This window comes from Martinezella hainanensis, from assembly GCF_900094555.1.
Lineage (GTDB): Bacteria > Pseudomonadota > Alphaproteobacteria > Rhizobiales > Rhizobiaceae > Rhizobium > Rhizobium hainanense.
This window is the reverse complement of the sequence record NZ_FMAC01000026.1, coordinates 1-24,374: the sequence shown is the minus strand read 5'-3', so window position 1 is coordinate 24,374 and position 24,374 is coordinate 1. Positions and strand designations below refer to the sequence as shown.

The following is a 24,374-nucleotide window of genomic DNA, read 5'->3' as shown; positions in this document are numbered from 1 at the left end:
ACCATAAGGGTGCTCGCCTTGTCCTGGAAGCCTTGCCACCTGCCAAAACACTGATTGCTGACCGAGGCTATGACAGCAACGCGTTCCGGGAGGCCTTACAGGCAAAGGGCATCGAACCCTGCATTCCATCCAGCCGAAGCAGGAAGGTCCCGTATCCCTACAACAAGGGGCTATACAAGAAACGGCACAAGGTCGAGAATCTCTTCGCCAAACTCAAGGACTGGCGACGCATCGCAACCCGTTACGATCGGTGTGCCCATACCTTCTTTTCAGCCATATGCATCGCAGCAGCCGTCATCTTCTGGCTATGAGTTAACGAGTCCTGAGCCTAGGTCCAGCACAGACAGCTCTCGATCTGCCACTGCAAACTTCTGCATCAGCTCTTCAGACATCTCGACAGTGCGAGTCCGTATAACGCTAATGTCCGGACGAGGCTTTACCCATTCGGAAATTCGCAAATAGAGATCCTCGAGACGTTTCAGCCACTCTTCGACCTCGGCCGCAACACTCTTCCTCTCGAAAGAGCTCCCATTTTCGTCATACTCCCAGATATTGAGTGGCGCGAATTCTTTATCGTCTATGTGCCGTCCATTATATGAATAGATATGCAGCCTCAGCCGCTCAACGTTGAAGACCCATACCTCGAGTTTATGTAGGTTCGTATCATTTAACGACACTAGCCTCTTAAATATCGGTTCCAGGTCCTTCGCTTTTGGCTGATATTCCCGGACCTTGATCTCGACGAGCGTCCTGCTACCATCTGGAGCGATAAGCACAAGATCGGCCTCGTCCGAGCTACCGCCGCGAACCACCTCCGCATCGCTAACCCGTAGCGTTTGGTAAATTCTCTGTTCTGCCGCATCGGCTTCATCGGCGACTCGGTCCAGCGGTTTGCCATCTGCTGGGGAGAATTTCACCGTTCCGGGAAGCGTAAGAGCGGTGCCGAGCACTGCCCAACGGTTTCCGAGGTTCACCAGAATTTGTCGACCAAATTGGTCGTTTGCGGCATTTGTCATTTCTCGGCTCCCAGGCTGTTTGCAAGCCTACGTGCATCGACGATCCGCAAGAGATGCGACGCAAGAAGGACCATCTCCTGGGCCTCCATAATGTCGCTGATTGTGATCGTCCTATGGGAATGAGGATTTTTATATGATCCAATCGCGCCGGCAAACAACGCTGAAAGTGCTTCGCGCTCCGCGACCGGATCCGTCAATTTTGTTAAAGGTCCGTTATTGGGATGAAATGCTCGACGCACGAGATCGACACCTACGTCTTCGGCCCTGAAGGCCCCGGCCGCTCGAACGGCCTCCTCAACCGCCCTAAAGGATTTAAAAACTGCATTCGCTGCACCGTCAATTCGCGCAAGTTCAAGCCAAACATCGTCACCGAGGCTAGGGTGCAAAAGCGATTTTGGAAATTGACTTGCATGAGCATATGATCGAAAGGCGTTCTCGTCGGCAAGCACGGCGCGCCCTCGCCTTGTCAGCACTTTCCATCCGTTGTTACCATTCATTCCGCCGGCCGGCATGATGAGCATATTAATTTCAAGCCAGTGCCAGCCCTCCAGTAAAGCGAAGCGGATTTCGTATTCGCGGCGATCATGAGGGTAAAAGCCCGTACTCGTGAGACCACTTCCATAGAGAGCCGGTGGGCCAGAGACGTCATCAGGCAGAAACATTTCTCCGCTCTGCATTGCTCCCATAGCTGCCGTAAGCAGAACACGACCGACCTCCTCGGGAGGTAACGCGATAAGGACGTTTGGATCGGGTATGATTTGAGGTATATTGACCATATGCGATTGCCCACTTTCTTCGCCGCCGCGCTATTTGAAGTTTTAGCTGCAATGCATGATGCGGGAAAGAACGGCCTTAGGTAAGTGGGGCACTTTCGTTGGCAGCCTGCGTCATCCGTGCCTATTTATCATCAAATCTTGGGCAGGATTGCTAAATCCGTCCAGTTACGATTGTATGGGTGCGTAATATACGTCCCTAGGATTTGAGAGCTCGGATGACAGTTCGCGTTGAGATCGAAAGGCCTGCCGGTCCCGAGATCGAAGCGTTGATCGAGGAGCGTATGGCCCATTCTAGGGCCATCTTGCCATCCAAGAGCATCCACACACTCGACCTTGCTCAGCTCGATAGGCCAAACATCATATTCTGGACTATCCGGATAAATGGTGCACTTGCGGGTTGCGGAGCGTTGAAGTGTGAGGATGACAACGGTGAAATCAAGAGCATGTTTGTTAGGCCAGCTTGGCGAGGTCAGGGACTCTCGCGCAGAGTGCTGGCTGCAATCGAAGAAAAGGCGCGGAAAATCGGCCTCGTTCGATTGAACTTAGAGACTGGCACCGACAGTCTGGCCGCCAGGGCACTCTACGAAAACTTTGGCTACGCCTACCGCAATCCGTTCGGCCAATATCAGCCTGACCCGTTGTCGGTTTTTATGACCAAGAGCCTAGTCTGAATCGGCAGCTTTCCATTCACCTGGACATTCCGATGGATGGATTTTGAGCGACGAAGCAGAGACATGTGCATAACCGTCCGTCTTAGGCGCTCGCCGTCGATGTGGGGATTCACCGGACGAAGCAAATCAGATTCAGTCTCGATATGGCAAAGAGACGGCTCCCCTCCCCTGAGCATGCCGATACGTTGTCGCTGAAGGCGTTGCGTAGCCTGGTGACCGGCCTGCTGGAAAGAGCTGAACAAGCTGAAGCTCGCCTCGGAAAGCTGGAGGCTGAAAATGCCGCACTCCGCGAGGAAAACGCGGAACTCCGTCTGGAAAACACCCGCCTTAAGGTCGAGAACCAACTGCTACGCGACGAGATCGCGCGGCTGAAGAGCCTGCCGCCGCGACCGCCGTTTCGCCCATCCGGCATGGACAAGGCGACCGATATCAAATCCGGCGACAGGCAGGTGGGCAAGAAAAAGCCGCGCGGCCCGAAGCTGGATATGGAACGGGTGAGCCGGGAGGAGGTCCTACGCGCCATCGTTCCGGTCGGCTCGCGTTTCAAGGGGTACAGGAGCTTTGTCGTACGCGATCTAGTCCTACGTGCAGAGCTCGTGCGTTACCAGCGCGAGTGCTGGGTCACGCCCGATGGCAAGACCGTGCTGGCGCCTCTTCCCGCCGGGATTATGGGTGGCTTCGGCGTGCACTTGAGGCGCCTTTGCCTGATGCTGCACGCTCAAGGCCAGGTGACGACCGGACGGCTCACGACATTGCTGAACGATATCGGCATCGATATTTCCAAGCGCCAGGTGGTGCGCCTTTTGACCAAGGGACTGGATGGCTTCATCGCCGAGGATGCAGCGGTGCTGCATGCGGGTCTGGTGTCCTCCTCCTACATCACAGTCGACGACACCGGCGCCCGTCATGCTCATTCCAATTTTTATACCACCCAGATCGGCAGTGAGCACTTTACTGTCTTCCGCACCACCAAGTCGAAATCGCGGCTGAACTTCCTGTCCTTGCTGCGCGGCAATTATCGGGATTACGTTCTCAGCGATGCCGCGTTCGATTATCTGGAAGGCCGTCGCGCCGATCCAGGTCTTGCCGCCAGACTGCACTCATTCGAGCCGCAACGCTTCTGTAATGAAGTCCCATTTTTGGAGCATCTGGCCAGCAAGGGTGTCGAGATCTTCGACAGGCAGGGGATTGGTTTGCTGACCGAAGCCGGACTTTGGGGCTGTATCCGCTATCATGGTCTTGTCGGCGACATGGTGATCATCTCCGACGACGCCGGCCAGTTCCGGATCGGCAATCACGCCCTATGCTGGGTCCATTGCGAGCGTCTTCTGCAAAAGCTGATGCCGGCAAAGGCGAAAGAGGTTCGATCGGTCACGCTGGTCCGCGATCTCGTCTGGCGATTTTACAAGGCGCTGAAGGTCTGGAAGCAGAGGCCTTCCCCGCGGGCAATTCCGGCCTTCCGACGACGGTTCGACCGGATCTTTACCTTGCACACCGGCTATGACGCACTCGACGCCTTGCTGGTCCGACTGCACCGCCGCAAGGCGGAACTGCTGCGCGTGCTCGAGCGACCGGAAATCCCGCTCAACACCAATGCATCGGAGAACGACCTGCGGACCTTCGTCACTAAGCGAAAAATCTCCGGTGGCACCATGAGCAGAGACGGCCGGATTGCTCGCGACACCATGCTCGGCCTGATGAAGACGTGCCAAAAGCTTGGTCTGTCTTTCTATCACTATCTCGGCGATCGGCTTGGTGTCCGCGGCAATGTGATCTCACCCCTGGCAGGTCTTATTACGGCAAAAGCCTGAGCCTTCGAAATATCTGACGGATGTGATCGGCAGTTTAGCGTCGTTGACCTGACGTTACGTTGCGTTAACGTGAAGACTGCGATTTTGCGAAATCAGGGAACGTCAGGTGCCAGCTATAGAAGCAACCATATTGTCGGGCCAGAATGTCGATTTGCTTCCGCTAGCATATGAACATCACGATCAACTTGTGGAAGCCGCAAGAGACGGCAATCTCTGGCAGTTGTGGTACACCGGCGTTCCCGCACCTGAGGACATGTCGGCGCACATAGATCGATGCCTCGCACTCCAAGCCTCCGGTGCCATGATACCCTTTTCGGTCGTCGATAAACGTACGCAGCGTTTGGCCGGAATGACAACGTATCTCAATATTGATCGCGCAGCTCCACGTCTGGAAATTGGCGGGACCTGGTACGCCACTCGTGTTCAGAGAACACCGTTAAACACGGAAGCAAAACTGTTACTCCTATCGCATGCATTCGATAGTTTCGGCTGCCTGGCGGTCGAGTTCCGCACGCATTTTATGAATCATCAGAGCCGACGTGCCATCGAACGCCTGGGAGCAAAACTTGATGGCGTTCTGCGACAGCACATGCGCATGCGTGATGGAAGTCTTCGCGACACATGCGTCTACAGCATTATCTCTTCAGAATGGCCAGCAGTGCGAAGCAATCTTAAATGGCAGCTCGATAAGCCCCGCACGAGCACTGAAATATCGGCGTAGTTTGCTCTCGGAGTGACAGGGAATTCTGTCGATTTGCTGGTCCGAGTAAATGGACTTTGGAAACGTCTGAGGGTCTGACAATTCTGGCACGTCTACGGCTTAGTGTCCCCTGCCCACTGCCAAGTGGAAAGCGCGCCAGCGGCGGCGCCTAGCAATTCGGCACTGCCATCGATTTTGCCCCAGTTACTTAGTTCAAATCTAGATTTTCGGAATTTCAGTGCATTAACCATATGAATTAACCTTGTTTTTTTGTCATAATGAATCTTATTTGCCACTAGCTTCCGTTGGTCATGCGGACTTTTTCTGACCCTATCATCATCGATAAGTATCAATTATCGATGATGATTGATTTCAGGGCGCAAATCGGTCTGTCAGTCCTTGAGGATCGGCGGAAAGCCCGCAAATCCGGGCTTTTTGCGGCTTTTTCATTTTAGATCGGTGGAAATTTCTGCCCGATTGAGCGGAAGCGACGCGCCGGACCGGTCGAGCTCCTCCCCTCCCCGGCCGCCTTCTGGCGTCGAAGCCTGTCCAAAATGACAAGTCCAGCTTGGCTCCCTTCCGAAACAGCCGATTTTAGGGCATTTCCGCCATGAATGCCCACTGGCGCGCTTTCAGGCGTCGCGATGAGCGGATGCCTAGCTCACACGAGAAAACGGGTTGAATGGCGCTCTATTCTGGTCATAAAACACGCTTGCAAACCGCCCTTTTCTCAGACATTCATTATCTGTACAAACGCCCTCGAAAACGAGCCAAAACTGATGCCGCAGGTTGCAACCGCCAGCTCGCCTCCCCCGCCGCAGCGATTGATCGGATACGCCCGGGTGTCGACGGATGATCAGCTGAACGACGCCCAGGTGGATGAGCTGCGCGCCGCCGGCTGCCACCGCATTCACCAGGAGCATGGATCCGGCATCTCACGCGCGCGACCGGTGCTGACCAAACTGCTCAAGGATCTCACCGCCGGCGACGTGCTGGTGGTCGTTCGTCTCGACCGTCTGGCCCGATCGGTCAGCCATCTGTTGCAGGTGATCGAGGACCTCGAAGGGCGCGGGGTACATTTCCGTTCACTGCGCGATCCGATCGACACATCGACGCCGCAGGGCATGTTCTCGCTGCAGGTGCTTGGCGCCGTCGCCCAGCTCGAACGCGCCCTGATCGCTGAACGAACCAAAGCTGGCATGAAGGCCGCCAAGGCGCGCGGCAGGCTTGCCGGCAACCCCGGTCTGCGCGAACGCCGACCGGAAGCGATCAAGGCCGTGTCGCAAGCACGCGAGAAACTCTATCTCGACGAACTGATCTCGTCGGCGCAGACGTGGCTCCCGACCGTGCGGCAGCTCAGGCCGCAGCACAGTTGGGACAATGTTGTCCGCGTCCTCAATCGCCGCGGCCACGACTGGACCGTCGAACGGCTCCGACGTGCTGTTCACCGGATGGTTCGTGAGAAGCTTGCGGAGCCAGAGCTGCTGGCCCGGTCACCGCGCCGCGCGCCAGAGGACCATTTGATGAAGCTTGTTGCTGCGATCACCATTGCCGATCCCACTTTGTCGCTGCGTGACATTGCTACACAACTGGACCAAATGGGGGAACGACCGGCACGTGGCGGCAGAAAGTGGCAACCGTCGTCCGTTAGAGCGCTGTTGGACGAGGCACACCGCTTCGGCCTCATCCGATATTGATTGAGCGCACCGTCAAACAGGATTGAGCTTCTCCGCAGTCACAAGAAGGCTTGCCGCTCGCCGAGATGACGATCATCGTGCGGATGGGTTATCACCGAAGCGATGATCCGGCGAAGTTCGGGGTTCGCAACTTCTCGCATTGCGACTGTCAGCGGAACCCACCTTATGCGCCTCTCGTCTTTCTCTGGATAAGACGACGCGATCGCTTGAACATGCAGGAGATGGACGGAGACGCTATACAGCAGCGAACGGCCTTCTTTGCGATAGGAGAACCGCCCAATAACAGGCTCCAGCGCGGAGCCTTCCACGCCGGCCTCTTCAAAAGCTTCTCGCTCGGCCGCCTGCTGACTTGTTTCGCCAAGCTCGACATGCCCCTTTGGAATACCCCAGGATCCGCTGGTGCGGCTGACGACCAAGGCAATTTCGCTGTCGTCGGGTGTTGCCCCCATGCGCAAACAAATGGCCCCCGCCTGCAAAATTGCGAAGGATGGCTTTTCCCCGATAGCTTCACTGCCAACGCTGTATGCAACTATCATCGTTGCTTCCTACGCTGAGTGAGATAGCGCCTGGAGATCTCACTCACCCTCCCGGATGATCTGCAGTCTTGTTTATGACAGTTTAGTGACTATTCTGCTACAAGAAAAGGAGGATTCTGATGAGCGAGAAACGCAAGAAGATCTACCATGCTCTCGTGGACGGAGCGACCGAAGGCCTGTCCGACAAGGCCCTGTATGAGTTCGTCGTCAATCGTTGTTCGAAGGCGTCGAGCAAGAAGATTGTCCGTGCAGCCCTGCTGGCGCTGACCGATCCGGACGTCACCGATCGTCACGTGCTCAGCACGATCTACGCCCTCGCGATCAAGCATCGCATGGACGAGATCGGTCAAAGCGATTTGGAACAGGACGACGCAGAACACGAGGATCGCGAGCCTGCTCCGCTGCGCAAGCGCGCGAAGAGGGAGAAAGACGCATCACTAGCGTCGCCTGGTGCGCCTTAATCTGCGGACCAGGGAGTGACTGCCGGCGCACGCTACTGAATCTTGTTGCCTGACGAGGATCAGATTGGACGAGGCACATTGCTTCTGTCTCGTTCGCCTTTGAGTGCGCGGTTCATAAGGCGACCGAGCTTTCGGCCCCGCGAACTCCCTTTCATGGCCAAAATGGTCTTCCAATCCTGGCTGGCCATGACCTGTTCGGCCAAACGTCGATACTCGGCGTCTGATCGAACGCTCAACTTTCGAGTAGTTTCTGGCGCTCCACCGGAATCGGGCGGTCCAGCAGGTCGTGCCAGTGGACTACGTTTACGGATGGCAAACTCATCCTCGAGATAAGGTGGCGGCGGTCCGAACCATCGCCTTGCCTGCACCAGATCAAGCAACTGCGCTGTCGCCACGAATGTAGCGATGCGCCAGGGTAGCAACAGGCCGGCCAAAGGGTTGCCTCGGACGGCGCAAACGGGAACGCGCCCACAGGGAAGCTTCAGGCTAAGCCAGGCGATGAACGGCTTTCCATTTGCCTGTGATGGCGACCACAAGGTTTCGATCGCAGTCCTTATCTCATCCGGTGCGATGCTATCCTCCCTACCCTCGACACCGGCGCCTAGCAATGTCGTCAGCACGAGGAGGAAATCCAGATTGGCAGCACTCTCGATTTTATTTTGCACGCCCGATACCACGGTCGAGCAGCCTCCGCAGACGAGCCTCGCCGATTCCTCGATGCACTCGAAGCCGAAGCGCCCACGCGCAAAACAGCGATCGCAGAAATCTTGCAGCAGTCGGCGATGCTTGCCGCAAGCTGCAGCCTCAACATGAGCCCATTCGCGACGGAGATAATGATCTCGGCCCACCGACACATCCTCATCAAGACAATCCGGGCAAATTCCCCGCTCTCGACGGTCAGCAACATACCAGTCGATCGTTCTCACCGACCGGCTCAGCATCATTGCTTCGACATCGGCGATCTTTAATCTGGCGGCCCGCGCCCACGATCTGACGGCCGTTGGATCCGGCCGAAAATCGCGTAATTCGAAACCGCTAGAAGCCAGCGGCCGGTCCTCATATCCCAACCAGAGCTCGATTTCGGCCGGCGTGCATCCGTAGCGACAAGCCACCCTAGCCTGCCAGGACGAAATCAGCTCATCCGGATATCCCCTTGGCCTGCATGGCTGCGACGATCGTATCGCTTTCGGCCACTTTGCAACGCACATCGTTCGCGCCATGAAAGATCAGCATCGGCTTCTTGATGCGGTCAACCTGATGAATTGGCGAACGCTCGGCTAGAAGTGCCCGCCCCTCTTCCGTTTTCGGATCTCCATAGCTGCGATACATGAAATCGGCAAAGCCGGACCAATAGGGCGGCATCGATTCCAGCAATGTTTGCAGATTGGTGATGCCGACGACAGGCACGCTGCAGCAAAAGATATCGGGTGTGAATGTCGCACCGACGAACGACGCATAACCGCCATAGGATGCGCCAAATATCGCGATCCTCGATTTGTCCGCTATGCCCTCGCGGACGGCCCAATCGACCATGTCGATGAGATCGTCGTGCATCTTAGCGGCATGTTGCTTTTCGCTGGCCGCAATAAACGATTTCCCGAAGCCCATCGAGCCGCGGTAATTCACCGACAACACGGCATAACCGCGATCGGCGAGCCATTGATGGTCGCCGCGATAGCCGTAGAGATCGCGGGACCACGGTCCGCCATGCACATCCAGCACCATCGGCAAGGGAGTATCCGGCCGTTCGGTTGTGATGCCGGCGGGCAGGGTGAGGTAGGAAAACAGATCAAGGCCGTCGCGTGATTTCGCTTCGACAGGACGCATCGGCGCGAGCCTATAAGCATCGAGCGCAGGCCGCGCTCGAAACAGTTCGGTCATGGTTCCCTTGTCGCGATCGTAAAGGAAGGTGGTCAAAGCCTGTTCGGCCTTATGGGCATCAACAATCCAGGTCCGGTTCTCGTCGGACTGGCCAACGATGTTAAATTCAAACCCAGGCAACCTATTTTGAATCATCTCAAAGTCGGTCCGAACTTGTGGCGCGACATAAAGCCAGTCCTGCCGCGCTCCAACGATGCTGGCTGCTTCCAGGTCGAAAGTTGTGGGATGAACGAGAACGTTTCGGACGTCAAAGCGCGGATGCTCGACCACGACGGTCTCCTCGCCGCTCTGCCAATCGAGCCAGGCAAAGACCGCTGTCTCACGACCGACGCAAGTTTGCATGAGCAAGCGCTTACGTGCCGACCGGGAATGCGGGGCTTGGGCCTCAAGTCAAACAAACCAGCAACGCCTATCGCATCATTATCGAGACCGCCAAGCGTGTGATCTCTGTCTTGGAGCGACCTTCGCCCCTACCCTGCGATCTAGAGTGGGCAAGGGATGAACGGGAAAGTTGGATTTCAGCCTGGAGTGCCGCTGAAAATGAATCAGATCAACGTGAGTCCGCTGAGCGAGCGCAAATCTCTCCTACTTCATATTCTAAAGGCTATATTGGGAACGTATGTCCTTATAAACAGTCGGAGGATGAGCCTAAACGTTCAAATTTTCGGTTGGATCGTGGCCAGACGTAGAACTGCGTTAAGTCATCACGGAAATCAGCAGCTTCTCAAATCCACGGCAGTTGATGGCATGGCTGGGGCGCGTGCCGAACGAACATTCCAGTGGTAGCACCGTACGACGACGCGCGTCACCACGACCGGCAATGCCTTAACGCGCATCATGACGGTTGACGCCCTGATCCTATCGGCACCCGCCCCGTGAACGGCACGTTCATCTAAAACGAAGCCAGCATCTTCGGTAGGAGACCAGAGGCATCGGCTCGAAGGCCCAGACGAGGCTTTGCAAGCGCTATCGCCATCTTTCGAAAACTGGAAAGCCGCAACAAGGCTACGCTTCCATCAAAACGTGAAACGCTCTAAAAGCATCGAAACTCTGGTGCTCGATCCTCTTCAACGGTCAAGCAAAAACCGATCGAGTTTGCCGTTCGGGCTCCCGAAAAACAGATCCTTGAACAAGCTGGAGACAATCCGCGGGCGCACACCGGCCCTCTCATCGATCAGTACCACGGAAAGCCTTTTTATCTCGATGGTGAGCGTACCCCTGTCATCGTTGCGACGATACGTCCACATATCATGCAAATTGAAACCATTCTGTATCGCCCATTCTGCAATCATCTGCGCCGTCATGACGTACCTTGCTGCAGACGGCGGCCACTTGGTCCGCTCAAATCACTCCGCTACTCAGCGAATAGCTGGAGTGAAGGAAAGAAATCCAGTGCGACGTTGGCCATAACGCGGATTGTCTGATCGGTGTTGCAGTCAGGACTCACACTGAAAGAGCAAAAGGTCGGTTGCTCCTTCAAGATTGGCAAACATATGATCCAGATTGAGGAAACAGACCATACCGTGGTCAAGGGGGATGATCCCGTGAGAAAACGCCGGATCGAAGGTCCTGCCGAGATCGGGCACTGGCTGGATCCGGTCACTGCCAATTGACAGGATGTCCGAAACACGATCGACTACGAGACCGATGATATTGTCGCCAATTTCCGTCACAACGATGGCACTGCGATCGGTATGAGTTACACTGCGAACCCCAAGCTTTGCCGCAGGGTCGATGACCGGGATCACGGAACCGCGCAGGTTCATCACACCAAGAACATCAGGCGGAGCGTGGGGCAGCGGCGTCGCCGCCGCCCATCCCCGGATTTCCCGGATCGAAGTCGTCCGGATACAGAATCGTTGCTCGCCGCGATGGAAAGCGATGATTTCAAGCGTCGTGCTATTGCCTGCGGTTTCCATCAAAATTCGTCCCATTCCTTGGCAGCCGCAGCGGAGCGCTGTGCGAGCTCACGCACTTCCTGAGCAACGACGGCAAAGCCTTTGCCCGCGTCACCAGCACGGGCCGCTTCCACGCCGGCATTGAGAGACAGAAGGTTCGTCTGAAAAGTGACTTCGTAGATGACGCCGATAATGTTGGAGATCTGCTGCGAACTCTCCTCGTTCCGCCGCATCGCCTCTTCCGCATGAGAAACCACTTCCGCGGATCTCTGCACGCTCTGATTGGCCTGGCTGGCAACAATGCGGGCGTCTTCCGTAAGCTTTGTCGACTAGCCAACGTTGACAACGATTTCATCGAGCGCGAACGCCAAGAGCTGAAGCTCGGGCAGAGGCATCAGTGAAAGCCGATGGCGACCGATCATCAAAATTCACCCATGGATCACAGCCACACTATAGGTATGCCTAATTGTGTAGGAATCCAATTCCACCCGGCAAAGCTCCGCGTAAACCCAATCAACGAACGTCGCATTAGCAGCAATACCTTGTGCAGCGATTTCATCTCGTCACCCAATGGAAGGGCGTTTCCAGAATGGAGATCGGATGGAGCAGGCCCGCCGGTGAGGCTCTCGTTCGAGTTCATTTCGCCAGACGAAGAAGGAATGCCCGATGGCCGACCGCTGTCACCCTTACCTGTCGTGCGACCTCAATGGAGACGAGGTCCCGCACCTCAGAAACAGGGGCTGACGAAACTATAAAGAAGGGGAGGGGGCGTCACTCAATTAGCTGGGCAGCGAGCAGTGCTGTCACTTTTCCAATAGGCGAGGATCACAATCTGCGGTCTTGCAGATCGCCGGCGATGACTGGCGAGAGAAAACTTTCGAAAGAGATCTGCGCCCCGAAATGAGAGCGGTCGTCACCCACATCTATTTGACAGCCGTGCAGAATCGCATTTATGGTAATAAAATCAGCATGTTAAGCGCCATTCTCCAAAACGCTCAATTGGGACCCAAGAGCGTTAAGGTTTTGTTTACTAAAAAGCGTTTGCCGAATAGGTAGAATCGTCGGTATTAATAACGCTTATTGGACTTCGTTTGAGCTAAAAGCGTTATTCTGGATTCGGCTGTATGAACATGGCAACCAACATCGAGGCATCTGATTTTGACCAGGAGATTCTCCAGCAAGGAGAATTAATCTCTGACAATCTGAACATGCTCCGATTGGAGCAATATCCGCCGGATGCAGAAAAAGGTCTACGCTCCTTCTCTCTGGCCGAAGTCGCCGACTATCTCGGGGTAACGCAAAACCACATCAAGAAACTTCACCTCGAGGGCAAAGGCCCGGTTCCTGCGACGACCTCGTCGGGGCGCAGAACCTATTCGGCCGAGCAAATGTTGGAGCTTCGCCATTTCCTCGATAAGAACGGACGCAGCGACTTCAAGCGCTATGTGCCACATCGCAGGGCAGGGGAGCCATTGCAGGTCATTTCGGTCGTCAACTTCAAAGGCGGGTCCGGCAAGACGACGACCACAGCGCATCTCGCGCAGTACCTAGCACTCACGGGCCACCGGGTGCTCGCAATCGACCTCGATCCTCAGGCGTCGCTTACGGCACTACACGGCATCCAACCCGAACTCGACAAGAACCCGTCACTGTTCGAGACTTTGCGCTACGACGACCATCGCAAATCCATTACCGAAATCATTCAGCCGACCAATTTCCCTGGCCTCGACATCGTTCCGGCCAATCTTGAGCTCCAAGAGTACGAATACCAGACGCCGCTTGCTGCCTCAAACAAGTCTTCTCCAGAAGGCCGCCTGTTCTTTACGCGCATTTCAAGCGCCCTGAAGGAGGTGGAAGATCGGTATGATGTCGTCGTGATCGACTGCCCTCCGCAGCTCGGCTATCTCACACTGACCGCCCTGACCGCCTCCACCTCTGTACTGATTACAGTTCATCCGCAGATGCTCGACATCATGTCCATGAGCCAATTCCTTTTGATGCTTGGCGGGATCCTGGAATCCATCAAGGGAGCGGGCGCTCGCGTGAAGCTGAACTGGTTCCGGTATCTGGTAACGAGATATGAGCCGACAGACGGTCCGCAGGCACAAATGGTCGGCTTCATGCAAGCTATGTTCTCGAAGCGCATGCTGCAACACCACATGCTGAAATCAACTGCGATCAGCGATGCCGGCATCACTAAGCAGACGCTTTACGAAGTCGAGAAAAACCAATTCACTCGATCAACTTACGACCGGGCACTTGAATGCCTGAACTCCGTCAATGGAGAGATCACCGGTCTCATACACAAAGCGTGGGGCCGCAAATGACCGTCCCTTTTGACAGCCGTGCAGAATCACGAAATCTGACGCGAAATCATCGACTTGGAAACGCTAGGGGAGGGAAGTAATGGCCAGAAACCATTCTTTGGCGAAATTCGCACAGCCAACGGCAGAAGAGCACCAGCGAACCGCGGACGTCCGTGCCGAATATACACGACGTGGCGCTTCGCGCTCGATGATGCAATCACTCGACGAGCTCGCGGAAACGTCAATTCGAATGCTTGAGGGCGAGACGGTCGTATCCCTCGACCCAGGTTTGCTTGAGGGATCCTTCGTTGCGGACCGTATCGGTGATGACCAGGAGGATTACGTCCAGCTTCGCGAAGCAATCAGGCAATCTGGCCAGTCAACACCGATCCTCGTGCGCCCTCATCCAGATGCCGAGGGCCGCTACATGATCGTCTTCGGCCATCGCCGCGCCCGCGCTGCACGCGACCTCAACATACCTGTACGCGCGGTCGTCAAGCAGTTGGAAGACATTGCGCACGTTATCGCGCAAGGCCAGGAGAACACTGCTCGCTCCGATCTCACGTTTATTGAAAAATCGCTCTTTGCGAAGAAGCTCATTTCGAACGGAATGAGCAAGGATGTTGTGAAGGTCGCCCTTACGATCGATGACACACTCCTCTCGCGAATGCTGTCCGTCGTGGAAACAATTCCCGAAGGCGTCTTTGATGCCGTGGGCGCCGCGAAAGGTGTCGGTCGCGACCGTTGGGAAGATCTGAAAAAATTGGCCCAAATGCCGGCGAACCTTGAGCGGGCGCTTGAATTCGTTCGTACTGACACGTTTCGGAACGCGACCGAGCCGGAACGCTTTAATCTGCTTCTCACCGAACTCAAGACGAACAAAAAGCCCAAGAAGCCTGCGACATCTCCGAGCCTTCGCCAATTTGATGTCGCAGCCAAAGCTGTTTCCGTAACGACAAAATCGTCCGGAAAGACCTTTACGCTCGCTTTGACATCAAAAGACGCATCGAAATTCGGAGCATTCTTATCCGATCAACTGGAAACGCTTTATCAGACGTTCCAGCGTAACGAACAGGCCAAATTAGGAGATTAACCGCAAAAGAAAAAAGGCCCCCAAACGTTGCCGTCGTGGAAGCCTTCCTCTGTATGTAGCAATCAGAGAATCGCATTTTCACGAATCCCCGTCAAGAGTCTTGGCACCGTTTTGGTGAACGAATTTCTTTTGCCTTAGTGAAGGTGGAAGAACATGGATGCCTCATGCATAACGACGCCCTTCGGGCGGCGGGCGATGACACTTGCCTCGCTCGCAAATCATAAACAAGCCGAAAAGACCGCCCCTGAGGTAAAGCGAAACAAGTGGAAGCTCTTCCGGACAATCTGCGAAGCTCGCGAGGACCTGAATGTCAGTGATCGCTCCTTGACGGTGCTGGACGCACTATTGTCCTTCTATCCTTCAGACGAGCTGTCCGTCTCGAATGGCTTAATCGTATTCCCATCCAATGCGCAGCTTTCCATTCGGGCACGTGGGATGACAGCAGCCACACTCAGGCGGCATCTAGCCGCTCTGGTGGATGCTGGTCTCATTCTGCGCAAGGACAGCCCGAACGGGAAACGGTATGCCCGCCGGAGCCGGTCGGGGGATATCAGCGAAGCTTACGGTTTTAGCCTAGCTCCACTCCTGTTTCGAGCTAAAGAGATAGAGGAAATCGCCGGTCAGATTTCCGCCGAGCGCGAACTTTTTCATATCGCTCGCGAGAAGATCAGCCTTTGCCGCCGCGAAATTACGAAGCTCATGGCGACAGCTCACGATACCGAGATCGAGGGCGACTGGCCAGATCTTGATGACCGATTCAAGTCACTCCTGGTAGGTCTGCCTCGCCGCCCATCCCTCGAAGAACTTCAGTCGGTTCTCCTCCGTTTAACCGAGCTTCGGATGAGGATCGTCAACCTGTTGGAAAATCACTATAATGTCCAAAAAAAGTGCGCCAATGAATCCCAAAATGAGCGGCACATAAAGGATTCAAATACACATTCCCTTTCTGAATCTGAAACCAAACAGGAAGCACTGGACGCCGCACATCTGATTATTCCAACAGACCTCCAACCATTGACGATTAATCAACAACCCACGAAGATCCCAACCCAACCTGTTTTCTCATCTAAACCAGACGTTCATCTGGACACCGTCTTACGCGCCTGCTCCGAGATCCACCCCTATGGCCCTGGTGGTTCCATTAGGACATGGCGAGATCTCCTGATAGCCACCGCTGTCCTGCGACCGATGCTCCAAATAACGACTTCCGTCTTTCGTGAAGCCTGCGTCGTCATGGGACCGGAAAACGCAAGCGCAGCTATCGCCTGCATCTTCGAAAAAGGCGAAAATATCAACTCCGCAGGAGCCTATCTGCGCAATCTCAGCCGACGCGCCGCACAAAGGCAATTCTCCATCAGACCGATGGTCTCAGCCTTACTGAGATCAAAGGCTAATGCCTCATGAACCATGCCCAAGAACTCAGTCTTGGATAATGATGGCGGCACCCTTGCATTTCCGTGGCGATCAGTCGCAACGAAAGCTACGCGTGGAGTATCCGATCAATCGTTGCGGCAGACGAGGCGAACTGGCGTTTGCAACCTCCGGCATCAGCTTTGGTTCGTTTTTGATGACTTTTGTACGGATAATGAATGCGCGAGAAAATGATCCTTTGCAGCGTGTTTTATCATCAAAATTGCGAGGCATGCAGCGTGATTTTGGGCGACGGATAGAACCTTCGCCATCGCGACCACTAAACGCGCGTCAGGAGGCTTCCTTGGCCGAAATCGCGCAAAATCGGCGGATTTGGAAGGAATCAGCGTTGACCGTGTCGTTTAGGCGGAGTCCGACGCAGGGAAGAAGGAGGGGAGGGGCTGCTGGCCGGCCGGTTCGGCGAGTGTCATTCCACTCGACCAGGCAAATAAGTCCACCGATCCTGGGTGAAAACTGGCGAACGGCCCGGATTTACAGGCGAATCCCCTCAACTAGGAAGACTGATAGACATCGAAAAGATCATTCAGGCGGCAATTCGCGATACTTGATACCTATCGATGGTTAAGGCACCAACCAACGATTATACCATGTAGCGAACTGCAATACTGATATGGAGTTCTTATAAGAAATCGTTTACCATAATTTCAATGGCTTACGATCTTACGAAAATCAGCATGACAGCCTTGATCCGACCGGCTTTCGACGCTGGGATTGCTCTGGCGCGTCTCGACGAGCGCATCGCCCGCTCGCCGATCGGCGCCGGCTGGATGGAGCAGTCACACTTCACCGACGCCTGCGCTTCCCTCTGGCTCGATGGCGAACTTGTTCACCTCGAAGACCTCGTCCTCCACGATGCCACAAAGGATATTCGCGCACCGACCCACGAATTGACCATCGCCCGCGACGTTCTTCGCACCCGCCAGCGCATTTCTGGCCAGTCAGCCGACTGGGCGCTGTCGGCCGACGGCGTCCGGACGCTGCGACAAACCTCCGAAATTATGTCAGCTGACAGCGGAGATGCGCTGACTGTCGCCGCGACCCGGCGGGCAGTTGCGACGGATAGGGAAGGGGAGGCGGATGACGGTGATGACGCCAAAGATCTGCCTGGGGTCGACTATGCCGCCATTGATGCGCTGCTGGCCCGATCGGACGCAGCAATCGAACGAGCCAGGAAGCCCGGCCGGGCTCCGGCCGATCCGATGATCTATGATCTCGACTGGGACGAGGATGCACGGCTTGAGGAATGGCGCGGTGTGCTGCGGCAAGCCGAACACTTGCCCGCGGCGCTGCAGGCGATTCTTGCACTCGATGCCTGGAACGAGCTTTCCGTGCTTCAGCACGCCCCCTGGCTTGGTCGACTGCTGTGCGCGTCCATCCTGCGCCAGGCCGGGATCACGTCAGGTGCCCATCTGGCCGCCGTCAATCTCGGTCTGAAAAGTATTCCCGTCGATCGGCGCCGGCATCGCCACCGGGAAACCCGGCTACTGGCCATCGCCCATGGCCTGATAGCGGTCGCCGAGATCGGGCTGAAAGAGCACGATCGTTTGGCGCTCGCGCGAAAAATGATGGAGCGGAAGCTGGACGGGCGCCGGACGTCGTCAAAACTGCCGGAACTGGTCGAGTTGGTGATGGCGAAACCGCTGGTGTCGGCCGGCATGGTGGCCAAGACACTCGAGGTGACGCCGCAGGCGGCGCGGCGGATCGTTTTGGAGCTGGGCCTCAGAGAGATGACGGGGAGGGGGAGGTTTCGGGCATGGGGCGCATTTTGATGCTTTTTGCGCGGTTGCACCGCAATCCCAGATACTACAATGTCAGGGCTGTATCGAAATGGCCGAATAGTATTGCTGAGAAAGTGCCTCAGTGTCATCGGCCCGTCGACATCTACATTAACCTGAAGCGATAAGAACTCCGACCTGTGGGGCACGGGGTCGACGAAGAGTTAGGAACTGAAGCTGCCGGACCTTGCACTGAGGTCGTCGTCGGCCCGTTGCAATAGGTATTGCTATCGGCGGAACTTGGCACAAGCTGAAATTTGCAGCCGGCGGCCGAAAGCATTATGCTAGGTGGGGAATAGGAGTTCGACAATGCTCTTGCAGAAATACCACGAGAACAAGGAAGCCTTGATGCAGATCGGCAAGGAAGCTCTTGCCGAGAGCCGTCGGTTGGGCTTGCCACTCTCCGCCAAGGACCTCGAAAACGAGCGCAAGAATCGCGCCGAGCACGAGCATGAAGAGCGCGTTCCCACCCTCATGAGGCAGTAATCGCTTCATGCCGGAACTGTCTTGCGTAATCCTTGGAGGCCCGAACGGCTCCGGCAAATCATCCGCATTCGCAAAGCTGAAGCTCGAAGGCGTTTGGATCAACGCCGACGAGATCGCCAAGACGCTCCCCGAATCCGGCGACGGCAAGTCGAAGGAACGTCGAGCCTCGGAAGCTGCGCTCCGCAAGATCGCGGAGATGATCGAAACCCGGCAATCATTCATCTTCGAAAGCACGCTTAGCAGCCAGCAGTCCATCCGGCTGATGCGCGAGGCGAAAGCGGCCGGGTTTAAGGTCGGCCTCTATTATGTTGCCCTGGATTCCGTCGAGACGAACATCGAGCGCGTGAAGCGCCGGGTAGAGAAGGGCGGTCACGACATCCCGGAGGGGGACATCCGCAGGCGACACAAAGGATCGCTGGAAAAGCTGACCGAAGCCTTGAGGATCGCAGACGAGGTGATCCTCATGGACAATAGCGGCCTGACGCCGCGCGAGGTGTTCGAGATCCGTTCCGGCGTAGTCCTGTCCTTCGACATCGACGATCGGCAGGAGCTGCACCGCCAGTTCTCGTCCAAGGTCTGCGAAGCCTATGGTCTCGTGCGGTATGACGGAGGATTCCGGAAGGTGCCGAAGCTGGCAGCTCGTCGAGGCGAAGACGTTGCTTTGGATGTCTCGAAGCCGTCACCTGGACGCAGGCCCAAGCCTCCGGGCATAAAGTGAGAGCGGCATGTTCGAACTGATCAATCTGCTCGAAACCGTGTACCGGACCATCTCGGCCGATCTCGAAGCATGGTTTGAGCAGTTTCCTGAGGGTCTGGCGTGGAACGTCTTTTCCGATTATTGCATCGCAGATCCCAAAAAGGCGAATGACACTTTTGCCTTCGCGATAGTTCTCAACCACGACAAGCAGTTGAACATAGAGGAATACATCGCGGCGGTAGCGCCGAGCGACATCAAGGGATCCCGGTCGTCGTCGGAAGGCCTCATCGAATACCTGGGCTGTCCGGTCGTATTCAGCGTCAGCTACTTGGTCGACAAGAAGTCGAAGTTGCTTCGTGACTACATGACCGACGACAACATCAGCGGCGCTCTGCAGGACATGCGGGAAGTCGTCGGACAGATCGCGAGCATGATCCCGGAGAAGGTTGATTATTACCGGGCAGTGGACAGGCGGCTGGCGAGCTTCCAGACCGAGATGAAAAGGCGCTCCCCGAATTCTACTCTGGCTCGACAGATTCTCCTCTGTGCTGCTTTTGCCTCGATCGTCTGTCGGCATCTGGCACTCAAGAAGAAGCCGAAATTCATCCGCTGGATCAGCGATCGGGATGCCATGTTCGACAAGCACGATAAGGTAGCCTTTGATCTCGCCTTCCTCTATTTCCACCTTCACCGGATGATGAATGGCCAGGATGCTCTCGACCCAGAGTTCCTTTTCGGTCTACCCGGATGGGATGGAAAGAACGAGTACGCTGAGTTTATTCGAATTGCTGATTACCTCGCTGGCACGCTGGCTGACGTCAAGCTTCCAGAGATGACGTTCTCGCACGCGAAGTTCGAACCCGTCTTCCGGAATCTCTTCGTCAACGGCCCGAACGCCGCCCTCGTCGAGCTCCTCGCCCGAGACGGAGGAGGGATCACGGCCCGTCGTCTCGTCCCTACGGCGCCGATCATCTAAAAGAAAAAGACTGCCTCCGGTTGGCAGCTTTTTGTGTCGCGCAACGATTTCGATCACGAACCCTCGCGATCATGAAGAGCCTGCGGTAAGGCTTGCCCTAAGGGAAATCTATCGGGCGTGGGGTCCGTCCCCACAATGAACATCGGCGCAGCTCCGCGAGGCATTAAACGAAAGCGCAATGGCAGCCGAGGCGGAGATCGATCTCTGATCGATGAGAGGCGTCGGAAGTGAGCATGCCAGCTATTGAGGAGCCGCAATCATTGGGAAAGCGAGCTCGCCGGAAATACCTGACCGCAACTGCCATCTCACCCGGCAAACCGCCCTCAAGCAGTGCGCCGCCTCTGTCGATCTCGTTGCATTTTGTATGATAGGCGAGCGTGCGAACGGATTGTTTCTGCCTTCGGTGGATAGTAGCTTTTCGCAGACGGGATTGGAAACAACGAGCCTACCTTATGAGCACTCACAGGATTTTTATTGACGCCAACATTTTCATCGAGATGAAAGATCTCGGCACTCTGGAGTGGCAGGCCATCTTTCCGGGCCTAAAAGAGCTTCGCATCGTGGTATCGATGCACGTCATCAAAGAGCTAGACAAGCTCAAGAACGACCGCAACGAGCGCCGCCGAAAGCGCGCGCGTGCTGCGCTTCAGCTGATCGATGGCATCCCAAATGCAGATGCGTCGGTCCTGCGAGAGCAACCTTACATCATCACTCTCGAAATCGATTTTCCGCTGCGCCATAGGTGGTCAGAGTACCACCTCTTAGATGAAAACGACCCAGACGATCGACTCGTTGCGCACCTGATCGAAGATGGCAAAGCGGCGCTTATATCCGACGATAGCGGCCCTCGCATTAAGGCATCGAGGTACGGCATTAACTCTATCCAGCCACCGATGTCGTTCCGTCTGCCGCCAGAAGAGTCGGCTGACAAGAAGAAGGTTCGGGAACTGACGCAAGTTATCAATGAGCTGGAAGACAAGAGACCACGTATGCTGTTGAAGCTGGGGTGTCCGTGCGATCCCATCATCCTAATTAGACCGATCCTTCCGCCAATTCCGCAGGACCTGCAGGAGGAAATTGTTCGGCGTACCCTAGCCGCGAACCCCAAACTTAAGAGACCGCAAACCGAAAGCGACATATCGTCCTTGACGCGTCGACATTCTCCGATCGATTGGGTCACTTACGACCGCAACTACGCGTCGTTCACCGACCGAGTGAAACAGCATGTCGCAACTTTTCATGAAAAACTGAACTCGGCCCCAATGGCGCTCGATATTCCCTTTGAAGTCATCAACGCCGGGCGCGTCACCCTCGAGAATGCCGACGTTTCTATTCGCCTGGAAGGGGCCGCGCATCTTCATGTCGATGACGGAGAGGAGCCGGACGAGGACCGAGACGAGGCGCGTGATTGGGACGTGGATTTTCCGCGCGCGCCCACCGCTGAATCGCCATACGGTTTCGCCGATCTTCGCTTCCGCGCAATTTCGTCGTTGCGGGTTCCACGAATTCGATTCCCCGGTGCAGTCTCGTTTGAGTGGGACGTTGTTCCCGACGACAGCAACCCGCAAAGAGCGAATCTCTCGAACAAAGGTAAGCGCGAATTTCTGTGCGCCTTCTGAAGCGCGGTGCTCTGATGCATGAAGTTTCCGCCAAAAATAGGTGGACACCAAATCATGGATGAAGATGCTCCTAAACTACAAGTGCGGCTTGTTGGTCGCGACGGCCGTCGTCGATATGACCCTGCGTGGAGAGATCGGCTTGTCGCGGCTTGCCTGGAACCCGGCGTTTCGGTCTCGCGTCTGGCGCTGGAGCACGGCGTTAATGCTAATCTTGTTCGGAAATGGGTGAAGAGAGCCAAAGAAGGACGTCCTTTGCCTCTGGTCTCGGGGTTCGTTCCGGTTCGGATTGCTGCAGATATTTCCTCGGCCTCTGGCGGCGATTTGCTGGCGAAGACCGAGCCATTGGGCAAGCACTCTCATGCATCCAGGGTGAGTGCGCTCCTGCCGAATGGGATTAGCCTGACCGTTGAGTACGACGATGTGAATGGACTGGTCGCAATCGTAGGAGCGCTGGGTCATGTTCAGACTGGGCGCTGATCTTGAGGTCTATTTGCACCGAGAGCCGATCGACTTTCGGGCAGGCATCAACAGCCTTGCAGTCCTGGTCCAGGAGACGATGGCGCTGGACCCGTTTACTCCTGCGGTATTTGCCTTCTGCAATCGCCGGCGTGACCGGGTGAAGCTTTTGTTCTTTGATCGGTCCGGGTTTGTTATGGTCCTGAAGAAATTGACGGAAGACAAGTTCAGGTGGCCCCGCCGAGAGACTGTGGTGGTGACACTCTCGACCGAGCAGCTCCACTGGATCCTGGACGGCATCGATATTGATGCGATGGTGCGCCATCCGGTTCGGCAATATCAGATCGCCGGCTGAGGATGGCGAATTGAGCTGTTGACGCGCAGGGCCGGTTCAGATTCAAGAATCTGATGACGAGAACCGGCGAGCCAAGCATTGCAGAACTGATGGCACAGTTGGCGGCAAATGCTGCCGAAATCGCCGCGCTCAAAGCCGAGAAGGATGCGCTGTCGCTTCGGGTCGTCAAGCTGGAAGAGGAACTGGCACTCGCAAAGCTCCATCGTTTTGCTCCTCGCAGCGAAAAGCACATCGACCGCCTCTTCAACGAAGCCGAAGAGGCGGTGGGCGACGATGACGGTAGCGACGGTGATGCCGGCGACGACGTCGTCAAGCTTCCGGACACTGGCCTGCCAGCGATAGAGGGTCAGACGGGCAAGAAGCGTGGCCGCAGGCCTCTGCCGGCAGATTTGCCGCGCCAGCGTGTCGAATACGACCTTCCCGAAGACCAGAAGACCTGTCCCTGCTGCGGTCATCAAATGCATCGCATGGGCGAGGCCGTGACCGAGCAGCTCCATATCGAGGTCAAGGCGAAGGTCCTGCAGAATGTGCGGTTCAAGTACGCTTGCCGTCATTGCGACCGCACCGGGATCAACACGCCTGTCGTGATCGCGCCAATGCCGACCCAGCCCCTGCCTGGCAGCATCGCCACGGCCTCGACGCTGGCCTTCGCGCTCGTTCATAAATACGTCGATGGCACACCGCTCTACCGCGTAGCGCAAACATTTGAGCGGGCCGGTGTTCCGATCAGCCGTGGCGCTCTGGCTCATTGGGTGATCGGCTCAAGCGAGAAGCATCTGCACCGCATCTATGATGCGCTGAAACTGCGGTTGCGATCGCAGCCTCTCATTCATGGCGATGAGACGACGGTTCAAGTCCTGAAGGAGAAGGACAAGGAAGCCACCAGCACGTCGTATATGTGGGCATATCGCAGTAGCGAGGACAGCGACGAGCCAATCGTGCTTCTCGATTATCAGCCCGGCCGCGGCCAGATTTACCCTCAGACCTTCCTCGGAGACTACCGCGGCATATTGGTGAGCGATGGCTACACTGCATGGCGCACATTGAATGGTGCAACCCATGTCGGATGCATGGCCCATTCCAGGCGACGCTTCGTTGACGCGCTCAAGGCCAGAAAGAACGGCGGCGGGCCGCCGGAGCAAGCGCTTCGGTTCTTCGAGCAGCTTTACAGGATCGAGAGGCAGGCCCGAAGCGAAAAGAACGGCGCCAATGAAACGCAGGCCGACTGCATTCGCCGCTTCCGACAACAACACAGCTTGCCCATCCTGAATGCCCTCAAGGCGTGGCTCGACAATATCGCGCCGAAGGTCGTGCCGGATACCAAGCTCGGCGACGCTGTGTCTTACACTCTGAATCAATGGGATTACCTGACACGCTATACCAGCGATGGCAGGATGCCGATTGATAACAACGTTCTGGAACGCGAGATCAGAGTTTTTGCGACCGGAAGAAAATCGTGGTTGTTCAGCGACACCGCCGACGGAGCCAAGGCCAGTGCCGTGATCTACAGTCTGATGCTCACTTGCCGCGCCTGTGGCGTCGATCCGCTGGCATGGCTGCGCCACGTGCTCATCGAGTTGCCGCAGCGGACGGAAGCGGCCGACATAGGTGACCTGTTGCCGATCAACTTCTCCAAAGCCTCTGCCGCCGCCTAACAGAGCCGGAATAATCGCTACAGATGCGAGGGCGGTTCACCGGTCAGGCCGTCAATGCGCATGGAAAATCGCGCTTAC

The 24,374-nt window shown here is 56.1% G+C and carries 25 protein-coding genes and 1 pseudogene; 18 read left to right on the top strand and 8 right to left on the bottom strand.

Annotated elements, in window-relative coordinates; genetic code table 11:
* Positions 1–311 (top strand): IS5/IS1182 family transposase (locus GA0061100_RS33735; RefSeq protein WP_075856099.1); only part of this gene is annotated, 311 nt, incomplete at its 5' end.
* Here the strand turns inward: GA0061100_RS33735 and GA0061100_RS33730 are convergent.
* Both GA0061100_RS33730 and GA0061100_RS33725 read right to left on the bottom strand, forming a co-directional pair.
* Positions 306–1,016: a hypothetical protein gene (locus tag GA0061100_RS33730; protein ID WP_075857212.1), complete on the bottom strand. Its 711-nt coding sequence runs from the start codon at positions 1,014–1,016 to the stop codon at positions 306–308. The two genes, GA0061100_RS33735 and GA0061100_RS33730, sit on opposite strands and share 6 nt — an antisense overlap.
* Positions 1,013–1,792: a TIGR02391 family protein gene (locus tag GA0061100_RS33725; RefSeq protein ID WP_075857211.1), complete on the bottom strand. Its 780-nt coding sequence runs from the start codon at positions 1,790–1,792 to the stop codon at positions 1,013–1,015. Before GA0061100_RS33725 ends, GA0061100_RS33730 begins: the two co-directional genes overlap by 4 nt.
* A 215-nt stretch (positions 1,793–2,007) precedes the next feature.
* Here GA0061100_RS33725 and GA0061100_RS33720 point away from each other — a divergent pair, with 215 nt between their 5' ends.
* The 4 genes from GA0061100_RS33720 to GA0061100_RS33705 all read left to right on the top strand — a co-directional run bounded on the left by GA0061100_RS33720 (position 2,008) and on the right by GA0061100_RS33705 (position 6,671).
* A complete protein-coding gene (locus GA0061100_RS33720; protein WP_075857210.1) occupies positions 2,008–2,463 on the top strand; it encodes a GNAT family N-acetyltransferase in 456 nt (151 codons plus the stop codon).
* A gap of 143 nt (positions 2,464–2,606) precedes the next feature.
* A complete protein-coding gene (locus tag GA0061100_RS33715) occupies positions 2,607–4,274 on the top strand; it encodes an IS66 family transposase (protein ID WP_075857209.1) in 1,668 nt (555 codons plus the stop codon).
* Between the two features lie 106 nt (positions 4,275–4,380).
* Complete coding sequence (locus GA0061100_RS33710) at positions 4,381–4,995, top strand: GNAT family N-acetyltransferase (protein WP_208621615.1); 615 nt, start codon at positions 4,381–4,383, stop codon at positions 4,993–4,995.
* 758 nt (positions 4,996–5,753) lie between these two features.
* Complete coding sequence (locus GA0061100_RS33705) at positions 5,754–6,671, top strand: recombinase family protein (RefSeq protein ID WP_075857207.1); 918 nt, start codon at positions 5,754–5,756, stop codon at positions 6,669–6,671.
* 38 nt (positions 6,672–6,709) lie between these two features.
* Here GA0061100_RS33705 and GA0061100_RS33700 read toward each other — a convergent pair whose 3' ends face one another.
* On the bottom strand, positions 6,710–7,207 hold the full coding sequence (locus tag GA0061100_RS33700; protein WP_075857206.1) for an NUDIX hydrolase: 498 nt from the start codon (positions 7,205–7,207) through the stop codon (positions 6,710–6,712).
* Between the two features lie 119 nt (positions 7,208–7,326).
* On the opposite strand from GA0061100_RS33700, the gene GA0061100_RS33695 reads away from it, so the two are divergent.
* Positions 7,327–7,668, top strand: a complete 342-nt coding sequence (locus tag GA0061100_RS33695) for a hypothetical protein (protein ID WP_075857205.1) — start codon at positions 7,327–7,329, stop codon at positions 7,666–7,668.
* A 59-nt stretch (positions 7,669–7,727) separates the two neighbouring features.
* Here the strand turns inward: GA0061100_RS33695 and GA0061100_RS33690 are convergent, their stop codons facing one another.
* Positions 7,728–8,780: a TniQ family protein gene (locus GA0061100_RS33690; protein WP_244558032.1), complete on the bottom strand. Its 1,053-nt coding sequence runs from the start codon at positions 8,778–8,780 to the stop codon at positions 7,728–7,730.
* Positions 8,781–8,805: 25 nt separating this feature from the next.
* A complete protein-coding gene (locus GA0061100_RS33685) occupies positions 8,806–9,891 on the bottom strand; it encodes an alpha/beta hydrolase family protein (RefSeq protein WP_075857203.1) in 1,086 nt (361 codons plus the stop codon).
* 361 nt (positions 9,892–10,252) lie between these two features.
* Here GA0061100_RS33685 and GA0061100_RS35365 point away from each other — a divergent pair, with 361 nt between their 5' ends.
* Positions 10,253–10,378: a transposase gene (locus GA0061100_RS35365; RefSeq protein ID WP_342197053.1), complete on the top strand. Its 126-nt coding sequence runs from the start codon at positions 10,253–10,255 to the stop codon at positions 10,376–10,378.
* A gap of 238 nt (positions 10,379–10,616) precedes the next feature.
* Here the strand turns inward: GA0061100_RS35365 and GA0061100_RS33675 are convergent, their stop codons facing one another.
* The 3 genes and pseudogenes from GA0061100_RS33675 to GA0061100_RS35055 all read right to left on the bottom strand — a co-directional run.
* Complete coding sequence (locus tag GA0061100_RS33675; protein WP_075857202.1) at positions 10,617–10,853, bottom strand: hypothetical protein; 237 nt, start codon at positions 10,851–10,853, stop codon at positions 10,617–10,619.
* A gap of 132 nt (positions 10,854–10,985) precedes the next feature.
* Positions 10,986–11,468 carry a chemotaxis protein CheW gene (locus tag GA0061100_RS33670; protein ID WP_167459863.1) on the bottom strand — a complete coding sequence of 161 codons (483 nt, stop codon included), beginning with the start codon at positions 11,466–11,468 and terminating at the stop codon, positions 10,986–10,988.
* A 14-nt stretch (positions 11,469–11,482) separates the two neighbouring features.
* Positions 11,483–11,713 (bottom strand): annotated as a pseudogene (locus GA0061100_RS35055) (methyl-accepting chemotaxis protein); the annotation flags it as partial.
* A gap of 858 nt (positions 11,714–12,571) precedes the next feature.
* On the opposite strand from GA0061100_RS35055, the gene repA reads away from it, so the two are divergent.
* The 11 genes from repA to tnpC all read left to right on the top strand — a co-directional run bounded on the left by repA (position 12,572) and on the right by tnpC (position 24,296).
* Positions 12,572–13,774 carry a plasmid partitioning protein RepA gene (gene repA, locus GA0061100_RS33655; protein WP_075857199.1) on the top strand — a complete coding sequence of 401 codons (1,203 nt, stop codon included), beginning with the start codon at positions 12,572–12,574 and terminating at the stop codon, positions 13,772–13,774.
* A 79-nt stretch (positions 13,775–13,853) separates the two neighbouring features.
* The gene (gene repB / locus GA0061100_RS33650) at positions 13,854–14,846 is read left to right on the top strand and encodes a plasmid partitioning protein RepB (protein ID WP_075857198.1); all 993 of its coding nucleotides are present in this window, start codon (positions 13,854–13,856) and stop codon (positions 14,844–14,846) included.
* A gap of 153 nt (positions 14,847–14,999) precedes the next feature.
* Positions 15,000–16,250 (top strand): plasmid replication protein RepC, encoded by a 1,251-nt coding sequence (gene repC / locus GA0061100_RS33645; RefSeq protein WP_075857197.1) that lies wholly within the window; start codon positions 15,000–15,002, stop codon positions 16,248–16,250.
* Positions 16,251–16,915: 665 nt separating this feature from the next.
* The gene (locus GA0061100_RS33640; protein ID WP_075857196.1) at positions 16,916–18,046 is read left to right on the top strand and encodes an RHE_PE00001 family protein; all 1,131 of its coding nucleotides are present in this window, start codon (positions 16,916–16,918) and stop codon (positions 18,044–18,046) included.
* A gap of 315 nt (positions 18,047–18,361) precedes the next feature.
* On the top strand, positions 18,362–18,538 hold the full coding sequence (locus GA0061100_RS34980; RefSeq protein WP_167459862.1) for a hypothetical protein: 177 nt from the start codon (positions 18,362–18,364) through the stop codon (positions 18,536–18,538).
* Positions 18,539–18,545: 7 nt separating this feature from the next.
* Complete coding sequence (locus tag GA0061100_RS33635) at positions 18,546–19,256, top strand: ATPase (protein ID WP_083961523.1); 711 nt, start codon at positions 18,546–18,548, stop codon at positions 19,254–19,256.
* 7 nt (positions 19,257–19,263) lie between these two features.
* The gene (locus GA0061100_RS33630) at positions 19,264–20,211 is read left to right on the top strand and encodes a hypothetical protein (protein ID WP_075857195.1); all 948 of its coding nucleotides are present in this window, start codon (positions 19,264–19,266) and stop codon (positions 20,209–20,211) included.
* A gap of 452 nt (positions 20,212–20,663) precedes the next feature.
* Positions 20,664–21,830, top strand: a complete 1,167-nt coding sequence (locus tag GA0061100_RS33625) for a PIN domain-containing protein (protein ID WP_075857194.1) — start codon at positions 20,664–20,666, stop codon at positions 21,828–21,830.
* A gap of 54 nt (positions 21,831–21,884) precedes the next feature.
* Entirely contained in the window at positions 21,885–22,307 is a 423-nt protein-coding gene (gene tnpA, locus GA0061100_RS35600; RefSeq protein ID WP_075856341.1) for an IS66-like element accessory protein TnpA, read from the top strand.
* Positions 22,288–22,641, top strand: a complete 354-nt coding sequence (gene tnpB, locus GA0061100_RS33615; protein WP_075856340.1) for an IS66 family insertion sequence element accessory protein TnpB — start codon at positions 22,288–22,290, stop codon at positions 22,639–22,641. Before tnpA ends, tnpB begins: the two co-directional genes overlap by 20 nt.
* 53 nt (positions 22,642–22,694) lie before the next feature.
* Complete coding sequence (gene tnpC, locus GA0061100_RS33610; RefSeq protein WP_075856339.1) at positions 22,695–24,296, top strand: IS66 family transposase; 1,602 nt, start codon at positions 22,695–22,697, stop codon at positions 24,294–24,296.
* Positions 24,297–24,374: the final 78 nt, after the last annotated feature.

Coding starts and splice junctions, on each gene's coding strand:
- GA0061100_RS33670 (WP_167459863.1), bottom strand. CDS start 11,468: ATGGAAACCGCAGGCAATAGCACGACGCTTGAAATCATCGCTTTCCAT.
- GA0061100_RS33685 (WP_075857203.1), bottom strand. CDS start 9,891: ATGCAAACTTGCGTCGGTCGTGAGACAGCGGTCTTTGCCTGGCTCGAT.
- repB (WP_075857198.1), top strand. CDS start 13,854: ATGGCCAGAAACCATTCTTTGGCGAAATTCGCACAGCCAACGGCAGAA.
- GA0061100_RS33675 (WP_075857202.1), bottom strand. CDS start 10,853: ATGACGGCGCAGATGATTGCAGAATGGGCGATACAGAATGGTTTCAAT.
- GA0061100_RS33630 (WP_075857195.1), top strand. CDS start 19,264: ATGTTCGAACTGATCAATCTGCTCGAAACCGTGTACCGGACCATCTCG.
- GA0061100_RS33705 (WP_075857207.1), top strand. CDS start 5,754: ATGCCGCAGGTTGCAACCGCCAGCTCGCCTCCCCCGCCGCAGCGATTG.
- GA0061100_RS34980 (WP_167459862.1), top strand. CDS start 18,362: ATGCTCTTGCAGAAATACCACGAGAACAAGGAAGCCTTGATGCAGATC.
- GA0061100_RS33695 (WP_075857205.1), top strand. CDS start 7,327: ATGAGCGAGAAACGCAAGAAGATCTACCATGCTCTCGTGGACGGAGCG.
- repC (WP_075857197.1), top strand. CDS start 15,000: ATGGATGCCTCATGCATAACGACGCCCTTCGGGCGGCGGGCGATGACA.
- GA0061100_RS33715 (WP_075857209.1), top strand. CDS start 2,607: ATGGCAAAGAGACGGCTCCCCTCCCCTGAGCATGCCGATACGTTGTCG.
- repA (WP_075857199.1), top strand. CDS start 12,572: ATGAACATGGCAACCAACATCGAGGCATCTGATTTTGACCAGGAGATT.
- GA0061100_RS33730 (WP_075857212.1), bottom strand. CDS start 1,016: ATGACAAATGCCGCAAACGACCAATTTGGTCGACAAATTCTGGTGAAC.
- GA0061100_RS33625 (WP_075857194.1), top strand. CDS start 20,664: ATGAGCACTCACAGGATTTTTATTGACGCCAACATTTTCATCGAGATG.
- GA0061100_RS33725 (WP_075857211.1), bottom strand. CDS start 1,792: ATGGTCAATATACCTCAAATCATACCCGATCCAAACGTCCTTATCGCG.
- tnpB (WP_075856340.1), top strand. CDS start 22,288: ATGTTCAGACTGGGCGCTGATCTTGAGGTCTATTTGCACCGAGAGCCG.
- GA0061100_RS33720 (WP_075857210.1), top strand. CDS start 2,008: ATGACAGTTCGCGTTGAGATCGAAAGGCCTGCCGGTCCCGAGATCGAA.
- tnpC (WP_075856339.1), top strand. CDS start 22,695: ATGACGAGAACCGGCGAGCCAAGCATTGCAGAACTGATGGCACAGTTG.
- GA0061100_RS33700 (WP_075857206.1), bottom strand. CDS start 7,207: ATGATAGTTGCATACAGCGTTGGCAGTGAAGCTATCGGGGAAAAGCCA.
- tnpA (WP_075856341.1), top strand. CDS start 21,885: ATGGATGAAGATGCTCCTAAACTACAAGTGCGGCTTGTTGGTCGCGAC.
- GA0061100_RS33635 (WP_083961523.1), top strand. CDS start 18,546: ATGCCGGAACTGTCTTGCGTAATCCTTGGAGGCCCGAACGGCTCCGGC.